The organism is uncultured Azohydromonas sp. (genome assembly GCF_937926365.1).
GTDB lineage: Bacteria > Pseudomonadota > Gammaproteobacteria > Burkholderiales > Burkholderiaceae_C > Azohydromonas.
Window position 1 is genome coordinate 13034 of the sequence record NZ_CALAOH010000114.1, and the last position, 16491, is coordinate 29524.

General features: G+C 69.3%; 16 protein-coding genes and 1 pseudogene. 6 read left to right on the top strand and 11 right to left on the bottom strand.

All coding sequences use genetic code 11. The features are described 5' to 3' along the window. Positions 1–34: 34 nt before the first annotated feature. The 7 genes from Q0741_RS11585 to Q0741_RS11615 form a co-directional block, all read right to left on the bottom strand. Positions 35–1051, bottom strand: coding sequence for a cupin domain-containing protein (locus Q0741_RS11585; RefSeq protein WP_298233358.1), 1017 nt, complete (start codon positions 1049–1051; stop codon positions 35–37). A 68-nt stretch (positions 1052–1119) separates the two neighbouring features. Next, positions 1120–2106 carry an ABC transporter substrate-binding protein gene (locus Q0741_RS11590; protein ID WP_298233359.1) on the bottom strand — a complete coding sequence of 329 codons (987 nt, stop codon included), beginning with the start codon at positions 2104–2106 and terminating at the stop codon, positions 1120–1122. 9 nt (positions 2107–2115) lie between these two features. Beyond that, positions 2116–2961, bottom strand: coding sequence for a phytanoyl-CoA dioxygenase family protein (locus Q0741_RS11595; protein WP_298233360.1), 846 nt, complete (start codon positions 2959–2961; stop codon positions 2116–2118). Positions 2962–3058: 97 nt separating this feature from the next. Next, positions 3059–3820, bottom strand: coding sequence for an SDR family NAD(P)-dependent oxidoreductase (locus Q0741_RS11600; RefSeq protein ID WP_298233361.1), 762 nt, complete (start codon positions 3818–3820; stop codon positions 3059–3061). A gap of 40 nt (positions 3821–3860) precedes the next feature. Then, positions 3861–5126: a flavin-dependent oxidoreductase gene (locus Q0741_RS11605; RefSeq protein WP_298233362.1), complete on the bottom strand. Its 1266-nt coding sequence runs from the start codon at positions 5124–5126 to the stop codon at positions 3861–3863. Positions 5127–5603: 477 nt separating this feature from the next. Next, positions 5604–6521, bottom strand: coding sequence for a LysR family transcriptional regulator (locus Q0741_RS11610; protein ID WP_298233363.1), 918 nt, complete (start codon positions 6519–6521; stop codon positions 5604–5606). A 408-nt stretch (positions 6522–6929) separates the two neighbouring features. Further along, positions 6930–7235, bottom strand: a complete 306-nt coding sequence (locus Q0741_RS11615; protein WP_298233364.1) for a hypothetical protein — start codon at positions 7233–7235, stop codon at positions 6930–6932. A 194-nt stretch (positions 7236–7429) separates the two neighbouring features. On the opposite strand from Q0741_RS11615, the gene infA reads away from it, so the two are divergent. Continuing rightward, positions 7430–7690 carry a translation initiation factor IF-1 gene (gene infA, locus Q0741_RS11625; RefSeq protein ID WP_298233365.1) on the top strand — a complete coding sequence of 87 codons (261 nt, stop codon included), beginning with the start codon at positions 7430–7432 and terminating at the stop codon, positions 7688–7690. A gap of 66 nt (positions 7691–7756) precedes the next feature. Continuing rightward, positions 7757–7966: a cold-shock protein gene (locus Q0741_RS11630; RefSeq protein ID WP_298233366.1), complete on the top strand. Its 210-nt coding sequence runs from the start codon at positions 7757–7759 to the stop codon at positions 7964–7966. A gap of 58 nt (positions 7967–8024) precedes the next feature. Here the strand turns inward: Q0741_RS11630 and Q0741_RS11635 are convergent, their stop codons facing one another. After that, positions 8025–8261 (bottom strand): hypothetical protein, encoded by a 237-nt coding sequence (locus Q0741_RS11635; protein ID WP_298233367.1) that lies wholly within the window; start codon positions 8259–8261, stop codon positions 8025–8027. 550 nt (positions 8262–8811) lie between these two features. Here Q0741_RS11635 and Q0741_RS11640 point away from each other — a divergent pair. Next, positions 8812–10800, top strand: a complete 1989-nt coding sequence (locus tag Q0741_RS11640) for a cache domain-containing protein (RefSeq protein ID WP_298233368.1) — start codon at positions 8812–8814, stop codon at positions 10798–10800. A 22-nt stretch (positions 10801–10822) separates the two neighbouring features. On the opposite strand, the gene Q0741_RS11645 is transcribed toward Q0741_RS11640, so the two are convergent. Then, positions 10823–11836: a catalase family peroxidase gene (locus Q0741_RS11645; RefSeq protein WP_298233369.1), complete on the bottom strand. Its 1014-nt coding sequence runs from the start codon at positions 11834–11836 to the stop codon at positions 10823–10825. 150 nt (positions 11837–11986) lie between these two features. Between Q0741_RS11645 and Q0741_RS11650 the strand changes: the two genes are divergently transcribed. Next, positions 11987–13426, top strand: a complete 1440-nt coding sequence (locus Q0741_RS11650) for a winged helix-turn-helix domain-containing protein (protein WP_298233370.1) — start codon at positions 11987–11989, stop codon at positions 13424–13426. 287 nt (positions 13427–13713) lie between these two features. Then, the gene (locus tag Q0741_RS11655; protein ID WP_298233371.1) at positions 13714–14805 is read left to right on the top strand and encodes a hypothetical protein; all 1092 of its coding nucleotides are present in this window, start codon (positions 13714–13716) and stop codon (positions 14803–14805) included. A gap of 238 nt (positions 14806–15043) precedes the next feature. On the opposite strand, the gene Q0741_RS11660 is transcribed toward Q0741_RS11655, so the two are convergent. Both Q0741_RS11660 and Q0741_RS11665 read right to left on the bottom strand, forming a co-directional pair. After that, positions 15044–15316 (bottom strand): helix-turn-helix domain-containing protein, encoded by a 273-nt coding sequence (locus Q0741_RS11660; protein ID WP_298233372.1) that lies wholly within the window; start codon positions 15314–15316, stop codon positions 15044–15046. A gap of 45 nt (positions 15317–15361) precedes the next feature. Continuing rightward, on the bottom strand, positions 15362–16003 hold the full coding sequence (locus Q0741_RS11665) for an alpha/beta hydrolase-fold protein (RefSeq protein ID WP_298233373.1): 642 nt from the start codon (positions 16001–16003) through the stop codon (positions 15362–15364). Between the two features lie 194 nt (positions 16004–16197). Between Q0741_RS11665 and Q0741_RS11670 the strand changes: the two are divergent. Continuing rightward, positions 16198–16491, top strand: a pseudogene (locus tag Q0741_RS11670) (hypothetical protein); the annotation flags it as partial.

Consider the following 16491-nt stretch of genomic DNA (forward strand, 5'->3'; position numbering starts at 1 on the left):
GTTCAGGTGCGCGCGGCGGGCATACGGGCCCGGCTCAGGCGTCGCTGCGCTGGATTTCCTCGGACAACAGTCCCAGCCGCCTCAGCACGTCGCGGTCGGACACGGCGAACAGCCGCGCCGCGCCGCCCAGGCTGCGGTGGGAAACCCAGTTGCGCTGGGGCAGCGTGAAGATGTCGCGCGGCCCCCAGGTGATGTGCCTGGAGCCGATCCACGACTCGCCATGCCCCTCCACCACCGCGCACACCACGTTGGCGTTGGTGCGCGTGGGCAGGGTCGCGGGGCCCTCGTCGATCTGCAGCATCGTGCTGTCGAGCAGCGGCATCGCGCCGGCGCCGGTCAAGGGGTTGGCATAGCGCACGCGGCGCGTGCCGTCGGCGCTCAAGGGCGCATGCGCCAGCGCCCGCACCGCGTCGGCATACGGGTAGCGGAACACGGGCGAGTGCTCGCGCGTGCTGCCGATGGCCTCCGGAACGATGTTCGGCGACGAGAAGGCTGCGTCCTCAACCGTATGCGGCATGGTGGCGATGGGGCCGGGCTCGAACACCACCGTGCCGAGGTAGGCGTGCAGCGGCACGTCGAGCACGTCGAGCCACAGCACCGGTTCGCTGCCGTCGTGCCGGTGCTGGTGCCAGCACCAGCCCGGCGTGAGGATCAGGTCGCCGAACTCCATCGGGCAGGGCTTGCCGTCCACGATGGTCACCGCGCCCGAGCCCTCCAGCATGAAGCGCAGCGCGTTCATGGTGTGGCGGTGGGGGCGCGCCGTCTCGCCGGGCAGCAGGCACTGGATGGCGGCCAGCACGTTGCCGGCGGTGAACTCGTCGGCGTCGGACTTCGAATGCGGGCTCATGAGCTGCAGCACGCGCCGCTCGACGGCCGCGGGCGAGGTCTCCTCGAACGCGAGCTCCAGCAGCGGCCGCAGCTCGCTCCAGCGCCACTGGTGCGCCTCCCGCGGGCCGGGCGGAGGCTTGTGCGCGTTGGGGCTCTCCCACAGCGGCGAGAGGTGGGCGGCCCGCCAGGCGCGCCGGATGTCGTCGGCTCTTGATGTGTCCATATCGCTTGACCTTGTAGAGCTGTCTTGGCGGCCATGGCCGGCCTGCAGCGGTGCTGCGTGCGTGGTGCTCAAAGCTTGAAGCGCTCCAGCGTCCCCGGATGGAAAAGCTCCTCCGGGCGCACCAGGCGCGAGGACAGGCCTTGCTGGTGGTGGTGGCGCAGGAAGGTTTCGAGCACGTGCCGGTTGGGCTCCAGGCCGTAGGACCAGAAGTCGGGTCCCATGAGGTCCCGGGCTTCCTTGAGGCGCTCTTCCACGAAGGGCAGCGTGATCTTGGTGGCCGAGGTGTCGCTCAGGTGTTCCAGGGCGAGCGCCTTGGACTGGTCGAATGCCTTGTAGACCGCGCCGGGCAGCCAGGGGTGGCGCTCGGCCAGCTCGCGGCGCACGCCCAGGATGTGCATGATGGGAAAGATGCGGGTGCGCCTGTAGTAGTCCTTGGCCGCTTCCGTGGGGTCGGGGAACAGCCAGCCGACGTTGGGCGTGCCCGGCGGCACCGCCGGCGGGCGCGGGGCGATGTAGCCGTCGATCTCCCCGGCCGCCAGCAGCGCCGAGATGGTGGCGCCTTCGGGCGCGTCCTCCAGCCGCACGTCGGCGGGCAGCTTCAGGGCGATCTTCTCCGGCCGGCCGGGATGCTCGATGCCACCGCGCACCCACGTCACGTCCTCGGGGCGCACGCCGAAATCGTCCTGCAGCACCGAGCGCGCCCAGACGTTGGCCGTGAGCTGGTACTCCGGCACGCCGATCTTGCGGCCCCGGAGGTCCTCGGGCTTCTTGATGCGGTCGGTGCGCACGTAGATCGCGGTATGCCTGAAGGCCCGCGACAGGAACACCGGCACCCCGACATAGGGCAGCGTCCCGTCGGCGGTCTTCACCGTCGCGCTGGACATCGAGAGCTCGCAGATGTCGAACTCCTCGGCGCGGAAGGCGCGGAAGAAGATCTCCTCGGGCGGCAGCGTCATGAAGACCGGGTCCACGCCGTCGATCTGCACCGCCCCGTCGAGCAAGGGGCGGCAGCGGTCATAGTTGCCGATGGCAACCGAGAGGTTGAGCTTGGACATGGCGTGGCCTCAGTTCGTCACGGACAGGAGGTCCTGCATCGGGCGGTAGCGGGTGCCGAACTTCTTGACCAGCAGCCGGTCCAGGTACTCGACGGCCTGCGGGTCCATGTCGCGCGAGGGAACCGGGTCCTGCACGAAGGTGCCGTAGCGGTCCTCGCCCCTGACCAGCGTGGCCGTGTCGGTGGGCTTGTCGGTCTTGCGCTCGAAGGGCTTGAGGTAGCGCACGGCCAGGCCGACGCGGCGCCCCGGGCTCGTGTTGGGCCCGGAGCCGTGGATGATCTTCTCGTGGTGGAAGGAGAACTGGCCCGGGTTCAGCAGGATCTTGGTGGCCGTGCTCTCGTCCACGTCCACGGCGATCTCCTGGCCCAGCGACAGCAGGTTGGCGGTGTTCTCCTTGTAGGCGTGCTCCAGCAGCTTCTTCTGCGAGCCGGCCACGACCTTCAGGCAACCGTTCTCGACGCTGCTGGGCGTCAGCGCGATCCACGCCGTCACGATGTCCCCGGCGCCTTCGGGCGCGCCGGAGTACGGGCCGTCCTGGTGCCATGCCACGAAGCCCGGGTCATTGGGCTGCTTGATGAAGAAGGAGGTGGACCAGCAGTAGATGTCGGGCCCGATCAGGCTCTGCACCGCGTCGAGCACGGGCTCCAGGCGGATCAGCTCGTTCACCCACGTCAGCACCAGGTGCGACTTGGCGCGCAGGATCTGCGAGGCGCGGGCGCCGTACTGCTGTTCGAGCGCTTCGAGCTTGGCGAGGTAGGCGGCCGCCTGCGCCTGGGGCAGGGCCGTCAGCGGGTACAGGTAGCCGTCGCGGCGGTAGGCTTCGACCTGCTGCGGGGAAAGGAAGTTCTGGCTCACTGGATACTCCTGGGATTCAAGGGCTTGAAGGGCGTGGAGCGGGATGCCCGCCGTCGCGGCGGCATCCCATGGGCGCATGAGCGCAAGCGGCCGCGCGTCAGCGCACGGCATAGCCCCCGTCGATGGGCATGGTCACGCCGCTGACGTAGGAGGCCGCGTCGGAAGCGAGGAAGGCGATGACGTTGGCGATCTCCCGCGGTTCGGCGAAGCGGCCCGCCAGCACGCGGGAGCGCAGCTGTTCCTCGGCCGCGCCGATGCCGCGCTGCGCGATGCGCTCGGTCAGCACCAGGCCCGGACAGACGGCGTTGGCGCGCAGGCCCCGGTCGCCGTACTCGGCCGCCAGCTGCCGGGTGAAGCCGAGCAGGCCGGCTTTCGTGGTGGCGTAGCTCGGCGTGCCCGGGCTGCCGACCAGCGCGCGCGCCGAGGACACGTTCACCACCGAGCCGCCGCGCGGCGCGTCGAGCAGTTGCGGCAGCAGCGAGCGTGTCATCAGGAACGCGCTGGTCAGGTTCAGCGCCAGGTACTTGTTCCAGTCGTCGAGCTGGAGGTCCATGGCCGGGCGGCGGAAGTTGGCGCCGACGTTGTTGACCAGCGACTTCAGGCGCACGCCGCTGTCGGCGATGCGCTGCGCCACGCGCTGCACCTCGGCCTCCTGCGTGATGTCGCCCGCGATGGCAGTGCAGGCCTGGCCGGCGCGGGCCAGGCTCTGGGCCAGCGCATCGAGGCCGGCGGCGTCCACGTCCAGCGCGATCACGTGGGCGCCGAGCTCACCCAGCGTCTGCGCCGTGGCGCGGCCCAGTCCCGCGGCTGCGCCGGTCACCACGACGCCCTGGCCGTGGAAATTCAAGTCTTGCAACATGCGTCTTCCTTGCTGTGCGGTTGTCGCGCCATGCAGCCGGTCAGGCTCGCACGCCGGAGGAGGCGAGGTCTTCGCGCGCGAAACCGGCCACCTTCTTGTAGCGGGCCTGCCATTCCTCCAGCTCACGCGTGGAGATCACGTCCTCGATGCGCTGGAACGGCTTGCCGCCGGTTCGCTCCTCAACGACTCGCAGGATGGCGTCCGGCGCGATCTCGCGGTTGGCCAGCACGACATTGCCCGTGGCCTGCAGGCGGCGCTGCTCGTAGAGCTTGAGCGCCGCGCGCGGATCGCCCTCGGAGGCCAGCAGGCCGGCCAGCGTCGTCGCATCGATGATGGCGTGCGCGGAGCCGTTGGAGCCGCGCGGCATCATCGGGTGCGCGGCGTCGCCCAGCAGCGTGATGCGGCCGTCGGTCCAGAAGGGCAGCGGGTCCTGGTCGATCATCGGGTACTCGTACACGGCATCTGCGGCGCGCATGAGCGCGGGGATGTCGAGCCAGTCGAAGCTGCAATGCTCGAAGTCGCCGATGAACTCCTCGACGCGGCTGCGGCGGTTCCAGTCGCGCAGCAGCTTGTCGGCGGGCCGGGAAACCTCGATCACCCAGTTGATCAGCTGCGTGCCCTGGCCGTCGATGTCGTTGCGGATCGGGTACATGACGAGCTTGCCCGTCTCGTAGGTGCCCAGATAGAAGTGCGTGGCGCCGCTGAGATAGGGCTTCCAGCGCGTCGTGCCCCGGTACTGCGTGGTTCCCTCGTAGCGCGGCACGGCTTCCTTGGGATGCATCTGGCCGCGGGCCACCGAATGCACGCCATCGCAGGCGATGGCGACGGTACCGCGCACCGGCGGCAGCGCCTCCCCCGTGGCGGCATCGGCGAAGTGCACGATGGCTGCGTGCTCATCCTGTTCGACGGCCGTGCACTTGTGCCCCAGCAGCACGGCGTCTTCGCCGGCCCGCGCGCGCACGGCTTCGAGCAGCGTCAGGTGCAGGTCCGCGCGATGGATCGCGATCTGCGGCCATTCGTAGCCGGCGTACAGGCCGCGCGGCTCGCGCTGCACCAGTTGCCCGTTGCGGGTGAAGAAGCAGTATTCCTTGGTCTCGATGCCCTTGGCCCGTAGCTCGGCCTCCAGGCCCAGGCCGGCCAGCTCGCGCATGGCGTGGGGCAACAGGTTGAGGCCCACCCCCAGCGGCTTGATTTCCCTGGCGGCCTCGTACACGCGAAAACCGATGCCTGCGCGGTGCAGTGCCAACGCCAGGGTCAACCCGCCGATACCCCCGCCAATGATGACGACCTCGCCGCTCGCTTCCATCCGTTGCTCCTTTGTTGACTGGCCTAACGTGCATCCATCGATGCGTCCTTGATGAATGTCAGTGTAGTGATTGTTTTGCGCTTGTCGATACCTCTTGGTGGAACCCCTAGTACGGCGGCCGAGGTGGGCGTTGAGCGTCTGCAGTCCAGGTGGAATGGTGGGTCTGCTTGCCAGAAATCAAGCCGAAACGCTTTGGGAGAAGCCGAAGGAGCAGCAGTCCAAGGCTCGTGGTTGAACAGTGGTGGGTATGAAAATCACATTTGTGAGTGACGGCAGACCGTCATCGCGGGCGTCCTTCACGGGCGTGAGGAGGTGACCCGCTGCCGCAGCGTCGTGGCGAGATTCCGCCTGCCGGCGGGCATGGAGAACGCCGGGGTGATCGTGGTGATCAACAAGGACCTGGCGGCGCGGCCTTCCCGGTCGTGGCCGGAAGCCAGTCCGGTTGCGTCATGAACGGCCGTGCCATGGCGGCGCGGCCTACGGAGTCGCGGGCAGCCCTTCCGGCAGCGCGCCCCAGGCCTGCAGCGCGCGGGGCTTGGTGCTCTCGGCGCGGCGGTACAGCCGCGTCTGCAGCTCCAGCTCCCAGCTCGCGTCGCCCGCGGGGACCAGCTCGCCGCTGTCCAGCTCGCGCTTGATGAGGCTGTTGGGCATCCAGGCCACGCCGTGGCCGGCCTTGACCATGGGCTTCAGGCCTTCCGCGATCGGGTTCTGGTAGCAGCAGCGCAGGTACACGCCGTGATGCTGGCGCTGCTTGAGCGCGAAGTCGGCGGCCTGGCCCAGCATGGTGTCGGGGCCGTAGGCCAGGTAGGGCAGCGGCTCGCGCCGCGTGCCGGGCAGCGCGAACAGCGGCTGGCCGTTCGCGCCGGCCTTGCTCACGGGCAGGAAGCGCTCGGTGCTCAGCAGCATGGAGGGAAAGCGCTCCGGGTCCAGCGCGGCCGACACCGCCGGGTGCGCGTAGGACAGCATCAGGTCGCAGCTGCCTTCCACGAGGGCACGCACGCAGCCGTGCAGGTTGTCGGGCACCAGGCGCACGTCGAAGGGGCCGATGCGCTGCTGGCAGGCCTGCAGCCAGTGCGGGAAGCACACCACCGACAGCGACTGCAGCGAGTTGATGGTCACGGCATCGCTGCTGGGCTGCAGCCGGTCGCGCAGGTCATCGCGCACCTCCAGCAGCTGGCGCACCACCTCTTCGGCGGTATCGCGGAACACCAGGCCGGCGGGCGTGAGCGAGGTGGGGTAGGCGCTGCGGTCCACTAGCGGCACGCCCACCCACAGCTCCAGCGCCTTGATGCGCCGGCTCAGCGCCGACTGGGTGCAGAAGCGCTCGGCGGCCGTGCGCGAAAAGCTGCGCGTGCGCGACAGGCTCAAAAGGTCTTCAAGCCACTTGAGTTCCATGAAGGGTTCGTCGTCCTTGGCGTGGGGAACGGCGCGTCCGGGTGTGGCCCGGCGCACCGCGTGGCCCGGCGTGCCTGGGCAGCCTCGTGGGCCGTGGCGCCGGGTGGGCGGATTGTCCCGCACGGCGGCCGCAGCGCCGGCGTCCTGGCGTGCAGATCCGGGCACCGTGACGGATGTGCCGCTGGCCGGTGCCCTCGCGTCCTGGGCGCTGAATGGGCTGCCTGGGCCGCCGTTTCAAGCCATGGTTGAGCACACAACTGGATTTGCGGGTTCACGGGAAGCCGCTGGCGACCGCTGGTGACGAAGCGGCACGCCCATGCGCGGCGCCTTGTGCACAAGACCCTGCCGGGCGGGGGTTACATCAAGGGTGGTACATTGCCGCCCTGGCACCTGTAGCCTGCGGCCCTTTCAAAAGATCGGCGGTATCGGGCAGGTGCCCGGATCACGAGTTGATCTCTCTCCTTTTCCAGGGCTGCTGATTGCTACGGCGATCTCGACGTTCTGGTTGCCCCAGGCCGGCAGCGAATACCCCTGCCAGCCCACGCCCGGACCGAGTTCATCCGCCGCAAGCGCGCGTCTCGCGCGCTTTTCCTGCCAGCCCCGCCCGGCCTTGCTGAAGGTCCGGGTTATTGAAAGTACCTCATAGATTCCTCCATTCAGGTAGGCAAGTACCTTGTCTCCCCGCTGACCCGCCCCGCAGGGCCGGGTCGTCATGCCTCGTCCGTCTCCATCCGCAGCGGGCGCGGCAGTTCCACCCATGACCGCGTCCTGCGCTTCGTCCCGGAGTTCGACTCCGCCGAGGAAGCACTGCAGTACGCCACCACCCAAGGACTGGACTGGATAGGCCGCACCACCGCCGGCCAGGCGCAGCCGTGGCCTCCCGTCCTTCTCGAACCAGGAGCAAGCACATGGCCAAGGAAGAACTGATCGAAATGCACGGCGTGGTCGACGAAGTCCTGCCGGACTCGCGCTACCGCGTGAAGCTGGAAAACGGGCATGAGCTCGTGGCCTACGCCGCCGGGCGCATGAAGAAGCACCACATCCGCATCCTGGCGGGCGACAACGTGTCGCTGGAGCTCTCGCCCTACGACCTCAGCAAGGGCCGCATCACGTTCCGCCACCTGGAACGCCGCGGTCCGCCGCCCTCGGCGCCACACCACAGGCGCTGATGCCGGGCAGCCCGGCACGCAACCCCAAACTTTTTTCCCCCAACCGTCCCAACAAGGATCGACGACATGACTACCCAGACCGGCACCGTGAAATGGTTCAACGAAGGCAAGGGCTTCGGCTTCATCACGCCTGACGACGGCGGCAAGGACCTGTTTGCCCACTTCAAGGAAATCCAGGGCCGCGGCTTCAAGACCCTGAGCGAGAACCAGCGCGTGGAGTTCGAAATCACCCAGGGCCAGAAGGGGCCGCAGGCCTCCAACATCCGCACGCTGTAAGCGTGTGCTACGGCCGGCAGCGCCGCTGAGGTCGCTGTGGGCACCAGGCTCTACGGCTCTACGCCGCGCGGCCCTGCATCGAGATCGCGTAACGGCAGATGTTCTGCCCCGTGATCGTCAGCCGCAGCGTGCCGCCATGCCATTCCAGCCAGTCCAGCGCCAGATAGTCCTCGACGTAGCCGTCGGGGATGTGGCGGGCCAGATGCTGCTTGAGCAACTGCACGATGATCGGGAGGTTCTCGCGCAGGGCTTCACGCCGGGACGGTGTGAGCGACGAGACGGGTAGGCTGGCCATGGCTTGGGCTCCTGGGTCGGGTTTCACGGCCGCGCCGGGCGCGGACGACATGCAGACCAGGCACAAACCAGGCCGCCGCATGGACGCCCTCGACGCCAGCCGCGGCGCCTTGCCTACTCTCCAGGCAGAGTACTCCTCTGGCGGCAGGAAAGCGCTGTTTCTTTCCACAGTAGTGTGACGGTGTGCAAGCACCGAGATGGTGCGTCCGTCCGGTCGGAAAGCGCGCGGGATGCGCTGATCTGGTGCCGTTTAAGCGGCATTGGCCGCCTTCCCGCCTTTCAGCACCCCGGCATGCGGTGCGCCGGTGCTGGCACCGGTCGGACGAATCAGGCGGACTGAGAGCGACGGCGTTGGCGCCGTGCCTTCAGGATGGCAGGGTTCCGGGGGTATCAGACCGGAATTACTTCACGCCTCTCCCGCCCAATCGCTCACGACCGACCCAAAGCAAGCCGCCGCACCCTACAGGTGCCTCCTGACGTGCCGACGATAACGATCCTTCGTTGTCCGAAGTAAGGCTTGCATTGACCGGCATCGTGTGCGTCATCGAGAAATGAGCCTCCGGCTGTGGACCGAGCGCGGCGCCCGCGCCGGTGCACTGCTGGTGGCCGCCTGCGGCCTGCTGGCGCTGGGGATTCACCTCAACGGCCATGGGCAGTTGCTCGCCCTGGGCCTGCCCGGCGCGTCGCCGATCACGCCCGGCTCGGCGCTGGGCTTCCTCTTGGCTGGCCTGGCCGTGGCCGCCATGGGCCGGCCCCCCGGCGCGCGGCTGCACGCCCGGCACGCCGCGTTGCCGCTGCTGGCGGTGTCGGCCATCAGCCTGGTCTGCGTCTTCGCCCTGCCGCAGGTCCCCTCTCCCGCCCTGGTCATCCCGCCCCTGCCGTCGCTGAGCTTCGCGCTGGTGGCCGGGGCCGCGCTGCGCTTCGATCCCCGCGCCGGGCGCGGCATGGCCTGCGCCGTGGTGGCTGCGGTGGTAGGCGCGGCCGCGTGCGGCACCGTGGTTCTGGGCTATGCGGCCTGGTGGCTGCAAAACGGCGAGCGGCTGCTGCTGGGGATGCAGGCGCCGCAGGCGGCGGTGCTGCAGATGGTGCTGGCCCTGGCGATCGGCGGCCTGTGCCTCGCCGCCACGGCCGAGGGGACCTGCCGCCGCCACGCCGCGCCGCTGGCGGGGGCCGGCGTCACGGCGGCGGGACTGGTTGCAGCCTGGGCACTGATCCTGGGCAACGACAGCGCGAGCGTCGCGCACGACGTGGAACAGCGCATGGACAGCGTGGCGCAGTCGCTGCTGGAGCACGTGCACCGCTCGCTGGACCCGGCCGACCTGATCCTGCGCCAGGTCGCCGACCGCATCCGGCGCCAGGGCCTGGACCGCTTCGGGCAGTCGCGCCAGGAGTGGGAGGAACTGGCCGTGGCCGCGGCGTCGTTGCAGCAGATCAGCGCCCTGGTCGTCCTGGACCACCAGGGCCGGGTGATGAGCTACTCGGCCCGCTTCCCGCCCGCGCTGCCCGGCAGCTTCGCCTTGCGCGACTACTTCCTGGCCCACCGTCGAGGCGACATCACGTTCCTGGGGCCGCTGATCAACACCGCTTGGGGCCAGCGGGCCTTCACCTACAGCCGCCGTGTGAGCGACCGCGACGGCAACTTCGCCGGCGTGGTGGTCGCGACACTGGAGCCGGACTACTTCCGCGGCTTCTACCGCTCGCTCAACCTGGGGCCGGGCGGCGCGGTGTCGCTGTGGCGCAGCGACGGGCGCCTGCTGCTGCGCGAGCCCACGCCCGCGGACCTCGGCAGCGCGGACTTGCGCGGCCATCCGCTGTTCACCCGGCGCGTGGGTGCCGGCGACGGCGGCTCCTTCGTGGGCGTGTCGCCTTTCGACCACGACCAGCGCTTCGTCGGCTACCGCGTCTCGACGGTGCACCCGCTGGTGGTGATGGCCGCGGTGAGCGCGGCGCCGCTGGCGCGCGGCTTCGAGCGCAGGCTGTTCGCGTCGGCGCTGCTGCTGACGCTGGCCCTCGCGGCGCTGGCCCGGGCCACGGCCCAGCAGCTGAGCGCGCCGCGCCGCGACACCGGGCGGCAGGCGCAGCTCGAAGCCGGCCCAGGCTTCACGCGCGCCGTCCTGGACTCGGTGGCCGCCACCGTGGCCATCGTGGACCGCGAGGGCCGTATCGTGGACGCCAACAAGGCTTGGGCGCGCTTCGCGCAGGCGCATGGGGCCGGGCCCGATGCCCGCAACGGCCTGGACGTGCTGCGCCGCGCCGGCGCCGCCGACCGCGACGGCGTGACCGCCGTGCTGTGGGGCGTCCAGGCCGTCATGCGCGGGGACCTGCCATGGTCCAAGCACCACTACGAATGCACCGGCGCGGCGGAGAGCCGCTGGTACAAGGTGCGCATCACGCCACTGGAGGGTGCCGACGGCTGCGTGGTGATCAGCCAGGAGGACGTGACCGACCTCAAGCGCGCCGAGATGACGCAACGGCGCGAGCAAGCCGCCGCGGCGCCGAGCCGCGCTGCACGCGGGGCAACAGGCGATCCGGCTCGCTGAACGTGGCACGGGTGCGCTGCGCTCACTGCCCCGCCAGCCGCCTCCCCGCCGACACCGCATACACCCCCGAGCGCGCCCGCAGCACCGGGTCGTCCGAGGCGGCGATGCCCTTGGGCAGCACGTTCGGGTCGAACACCAGCGCGTCGCAGGCGCCGCCCGGGCCGCTTTCCACCTTGTCGATCACGAGCCGGCCCACGGTGACGGTTTTGCGGCTTTCAGGCCACGTCAGGGTTGGATTCACCAGGTTGTCCCCGGCCTCGGCCAATTGCAGCCGCATCGCGAATTCCGCCGAGCGTCCCGCCACGCGGCGCCGCAACTCGTCGGCCAGGAAATCATCGGGCAGCGATTTGAGCTTTTCGTCGTCCAGCAATTCCTGCCCGCCGGCGGGTTCGAAAACCCAGCGCGCATATTGCGACTGCCCCTTGGCAGTGGTGAACTGGAAGGCGTGCACGCCCCAGTAATTCACGGCCGCGTAACTGGCCGGAATGCCGTGGCTGTTCAGCCAGTCCGCTTGCGCCCGGGTTTCCGGATAGGCCTCGTTGAAGGCTTTGATCTTGGCCGGGTCGGGTTTCTTCGTTTCCGGATCGGGTTTCCGCGCTTCCAGCGAGCGCAGCATGATTTCTGGCGTCGAGACGGCATTCATGGGTGCCGAGATGTTGGCCATCTGCCAGCGCTCGCCGCCGGGCAGGGCGAATTGCAGGGCCAGGCCGCGTGTGGTGCGGGCCTTGTCCGAGCCGCGCGGGTTGCCGCCGGTGACGGAAAAGCGCACCACCACCGGGATGCGCTCGCCGCCGAAGGCCGAAGCCGAGGACAGCGCGCGGCCTTCGGTCGTGCCCGTGAAATGCCCCTCGGCGCACAGACCCTTGGCCCCACCGCGGCGGAAACCCGGGTGCTTGCCGGAGATGTTTTCAAACGCATCGACCAGCGCCTGCGCCGTGGCCGGCGTGTCGGCCGGAGCCTCGGGCTGCGCCGCAACCGCGGCGGCTGAAGCGCACAACGCCGCGCAGGCCGCGGCGGCAAAGGTGGGGGAGGTCATGCCGTGCTCCTTGTGAAGGGCGGCCCGGGTGCGCGGACCGAGGCCGTCATGGGACGCCTGACGCCCGCGGGTGTCGCGGAAATCGGTTGAAAAAAGCGGGAAGGCGGCTGAAATCTCTTTGAAAGCCGGGCGGTTCCGGCAGGCGGCGCGATGGAATCACCCCTTCACCCCATGCGTTTTGCCGGCGGCAGCTTCGACCCGCTGCGCGGTGAGCTGCGCGTGGGCGAGCGGCAGGCACGGCTGCGCCCGCGCAGCGCCGCGGTGCTGGCCGTGCTCCTGGAGGAGCGAGGGCGCGTGGTGGGCCGCGAGGCGCTGATGCGGCAGGTGTGGCCCGATGCCGTGGTCACGGACGACTCGCTGGCGCAGTGCATCAAGGAGATCCGCCGCGCACTGGGCCCGGCGGCCGAGCGCATCCGCACCCTGCCGCGGGTGGGCTATGCCTTCGCGGATGCCGCGGCCGGGGCGCCCGCGGAAGCGGCGCCACCATCGGCTGGCGCGGCGGCGGTGGAGCAGGCCTTAGCGGTTCCGGACGGCGAAGCGGCGGCGGCTCCCGTCGAGGCCGCGGCCTTCCCGATCCCGCTGCGCGCCGCGCGGCTGCGCTGGCTGCTGGGTGGCTTCGTGCTGGCGGTGGCGGCACTGGTGGCGCTGGGCCTGGCGATGCGCCCGGCGGTGATGGAGCCGCCGCGCTTCTCGCTGGCCGTGCTGCCGCTGTCTTCGCCGGTGAACGGGCACGAGCGGGACGCGCTGGCCGAGGCCATCGCTGACAACCTCACATCGGACCTCACCGGCATTCCCGGGACGTTCGTGGTCGCGCGCGGCCTGGCGGAGCGCTACCGCGGCAAAGCCCAGGACGCGCGCCATGTGGGCCGCGAGCTGGGCGTGCGCTACGTGATGGAGGGCAGCCTGCATCGCGCCGGTGCGCGGGCGTGGCTGAACCTGCGGCTGGTGGACGTGCAGGCGGGCGAAGTGGTGTGGTCGCACCGTGCGGAGAGTCTGGACACGAACCCAGCGGCGCTGCCGCCCGCGCTCACCGCGCGCGTGGCGCGCGAGCTGCAGATGGTGCTGATGGTGGACGCGGCCGGTCGGGCTGGTCGCCACCCCGCGGCCACGCCGGAGCAGTTGCTGGAACTGGTGCAGGCGCAATTGCGCGGCAACCCGGGCTACGCACCGGCGTGGATGTGGGCCGCCGTGGCGCACCTGCGGCTGGGCGACGCCGCCACGGCCGTGCGGGAGGCCGGCGAGGCGCTGCGGCTGGCCGGGCCGGACGATCCGGACACGGGCCTGCTCTATGGCGTGCTGGCGCGGGCACGGCTGTTCAGCGGCGATGCCCGAGGGGCGCTGGAGGCAGGCGAGAAAGCGATGCGGGTGCCGGGAGGCAACCGCTACGCGCCGCTGGTGGTGTCCGCGGCCGCGATGGAGATGGGAAACGTGGATCAGGGCCGGCGCGTGATGGCCGAATTCCTGGCGCGCAACCCGGGCTGGAGCGTGGCGAAACTCAAGGCCACTTGGCCGCCGGCCGGAATGGGGAGCGGCGAGTGGGGCGGCAAATACGTCGCGTTGCTGCGGGCAGCGGGGTTGCCGGAGGGGTGAGGGGAAACTGTCAGGGTTCGAAACAGGGTGCTCACCCGTATTTCAATGAGCCCCACCGGCAGCCGGTTTCGAGAACGCTCCGATACGAAGAATCATGGCGGTACTCATTGCCTGCGGAATGACTTTGTTCACTTGAGGCAGCAGGAATTGCCGTGACGCCCGGGAAAAACCCGGGCAATGGATACGAAATTTCGGGTGCCGATGGCTCAATCGCGGGGATAGGCCAAGGGTGTTCACTCATTACCCTGTCCCGTGCAGGCTTTGGCATGGCCTGTGAGGGAAATGGCATGAAACACTCGTATTTCTTCGGAATTTTGGCTGCAACCGTTTCGGTGCCGATGGCCTGGGCAGGCCCAGGAAATATGTCGGCCAGCGGAACCAAGGCCCCGCCCACGACAACCTACCAACTGCATGATTTGGGCTCTCCGGATTTCAAGAGCAGTTATGCCCGGTCCTTGAGCAGCAACGGCAAGGCAGCAGGCTACGTCACCTTCGACATTGCCGGCAAACAGCGCCCGGCCCTGTTCCAACTCGGCAAGCTGCCCATACCCATCTACACCGACGGGCCGGGCGAGGCCACGGGTATCAACGACGATGGAGAAATCGTCGGTTGGTATTGGCGCGGGGAGAAGAAGCAGGCCTTTCTGTGGAAGAACCATGGGCTGAGATTGCTGATGTCGCCCATTGGCGGAGATTCCGTGGCCACGGGTATCAACAACCGCTCGGAAATCGTGGGCTGGTTCGAGGTGGCGCCGGGCGTGACGCACGGGTTCTATTTCCACAAGGGCCGCATGATCGATTTGGGCAGTTGGGGCGGACGCTCTTCCCAGGCCACGGGTATCAGCAAGCGTGGCGACATCATTGGCTTCAGGGAAAAGGAAATCGGGGGGCGGATCGTCAAGCAGGGCGTGCGGCTTCCAGAGCGGGGGCGCGCGGAACTGCTGCGTCCGCCGACCGGCTTCGACAACCTGGTGCCCTTGGGCGTCAATGACAAAGGCGACGTGACCGGCAGCATGTGGAGCAGCGACCGGCCATTTGATTTCGAAACCGCGGTATTCGCCACAACGGACGGCAAGGTCGAGAACCTGCAGCGCCCGAATTGCTGCTTTGGTACGGTGGGCGTGGCGATCAACAACAAGGGCGTGGTCGTCGGCTATAACTTCGACCGCAACGGCGACCCCCACGAAAACCTGACGCGGTGGGATCCCAAACAAGGACAAATTGGCATGTCCGGCCTGGGCGCACCACAGGGCTGGCACCAGCTTACCGAGGGAAACGACATCAACAATAACGGCGTGATCGTGGGTGCGGGCTGGCCGCAGTGGGGAATTGGTGGGCGCCAGACCGCCATCATGCTGGTACCGCAAGGCAAGCACTGAATTTCCTGGCCATGGTGGTGGCCTGCCACCATGGCCACCTTCTCACGCCTCGGTGGATGCCACAGTGGACGCTGGATTTTCAAATTGCGGTGGCTGCTGTGCCGGCGCGGAGTCCTGACCGAGAACTGCGGGGAGGGTCAGGTTTTTTCCATCACCAGCACGGTTTCCATGCCAGTTTGCCGTTGAGGTTGATTTCGCCGCAACGGTTTGTTTTCAAGAAGCGCTTTGTCTTCAAGCGTCAGTTGGAAGAAACCTCTTGTCCGTCTTGCGGCTGCACCTTGACCGAAACCCCATACAGCGCCAGCAACCCCATCACATGCCCCACCGCCACGCCCGGCTCGCCTGCTTCGATCCGTCCGATCGTCTGCACGTGCACGCCGAGGCGTTCCGCCGCGGCGGCTTGTCCTTCGCCGGCGGCGATGCGGGCCCGCTTGGCTGCCGCGCCCAGTTCGCGGATGGTTTGAAGCGCCTCGGGGGCGATGTCGGTGGAGATTCTTTTGCCTTGTGCCATCCGGCGATTGTCGCCATTCGGTTGCGCACGATCCTTTTTTCCGCCTCAAGCCGTCACTTCCCCCACCGCCTCCCTCGCCACCTCCGACGGTACCTCGTGCCCCCCGTCGAATTCCAGGTAGCGCACCTCGTAGCCGGCCCCTTGCAGCATCGGCACCACGCGGCGGCTGCAGCGCGCCGCGGGCAGCACGCGGTCGGCGTTGCCGTGGGCGATGAAGATGCGCGGCCGTCCCCGGGGGGCCACCGGCGCCGCGAAGCCCGGTGCCAGTGCGATCAGCCGCGGGAACAGCTCGCCGTGGTCCAGTCCCAGCGACAGCGCATACGAGGCGCCGTCCGAAAAGCCTCCCAGCGCCAGCTGCCGCGGCGCCACGTCGTAGCGCGCGAAGACCCAGCGCAGCAGCCGGTCGATGATCGCCACGTCCGGGCCGAAGCTGCCCCGGATGCGGTCCCAGGTGTAGTCCGAGGAGGGCGGCGCCGCGACGATCACGCCGGCCGCGGCGGCATGCGGTTCCAGCAACGCCAGACCCTGGCGCGGGTCGCTGCCCGAGCCGTGCAGGATCACCGCGCAGGCCGCGGGCCGGCTTGGCGTCCAGGCCGCCGGCACGTGCACCAAGGCCGGACGCCCGGCGCCCACGTCGATCTCGTGCAGCCCCGGCCCCGCCTCGTGCGCCAGGGGCGGCGTGGGCATGGGACGGGCCAGCAGTCGCGACGAAGGGGAGAAGCCCATTCACCCTCCGCAGCAGGCCACATGCCGTTCATGAGATTGAGCAGGCGTCCGCCGCGTCAGGCACCACCGTTGCCGACCCGGGTGTGTATCCACAAGTCTCCGGCCCGCGCGGGCCAGCCTCCGCTGGCCAGGCCAGGGCTGGACAGGAGCACCGCATGAAGACACCACTGCAAGTGCTGCAGGCGCTGGCCGCCGCCTCCCTCGCCGTTGCCGCCGGCATGGTGCAGGCCCAGGCGGGTGGCATGCCGGGCAGCGGCAACCCGGGCCCGGGCTTCATGGGCGCGGGCTCCGGTTCCACCGGGACTGTCGATGGCGGCATGAGCGGCACCCGCGAAACACCGCCCGGCGCGGCCCGCGCGGGCCGCGAGATGCGCGGCGCCCGCAACTCCAACGGGCCCGACTACACCGCCCGCGGCGCCGATGCCGCCGGCCCGCCTGCCAGCGCCGTG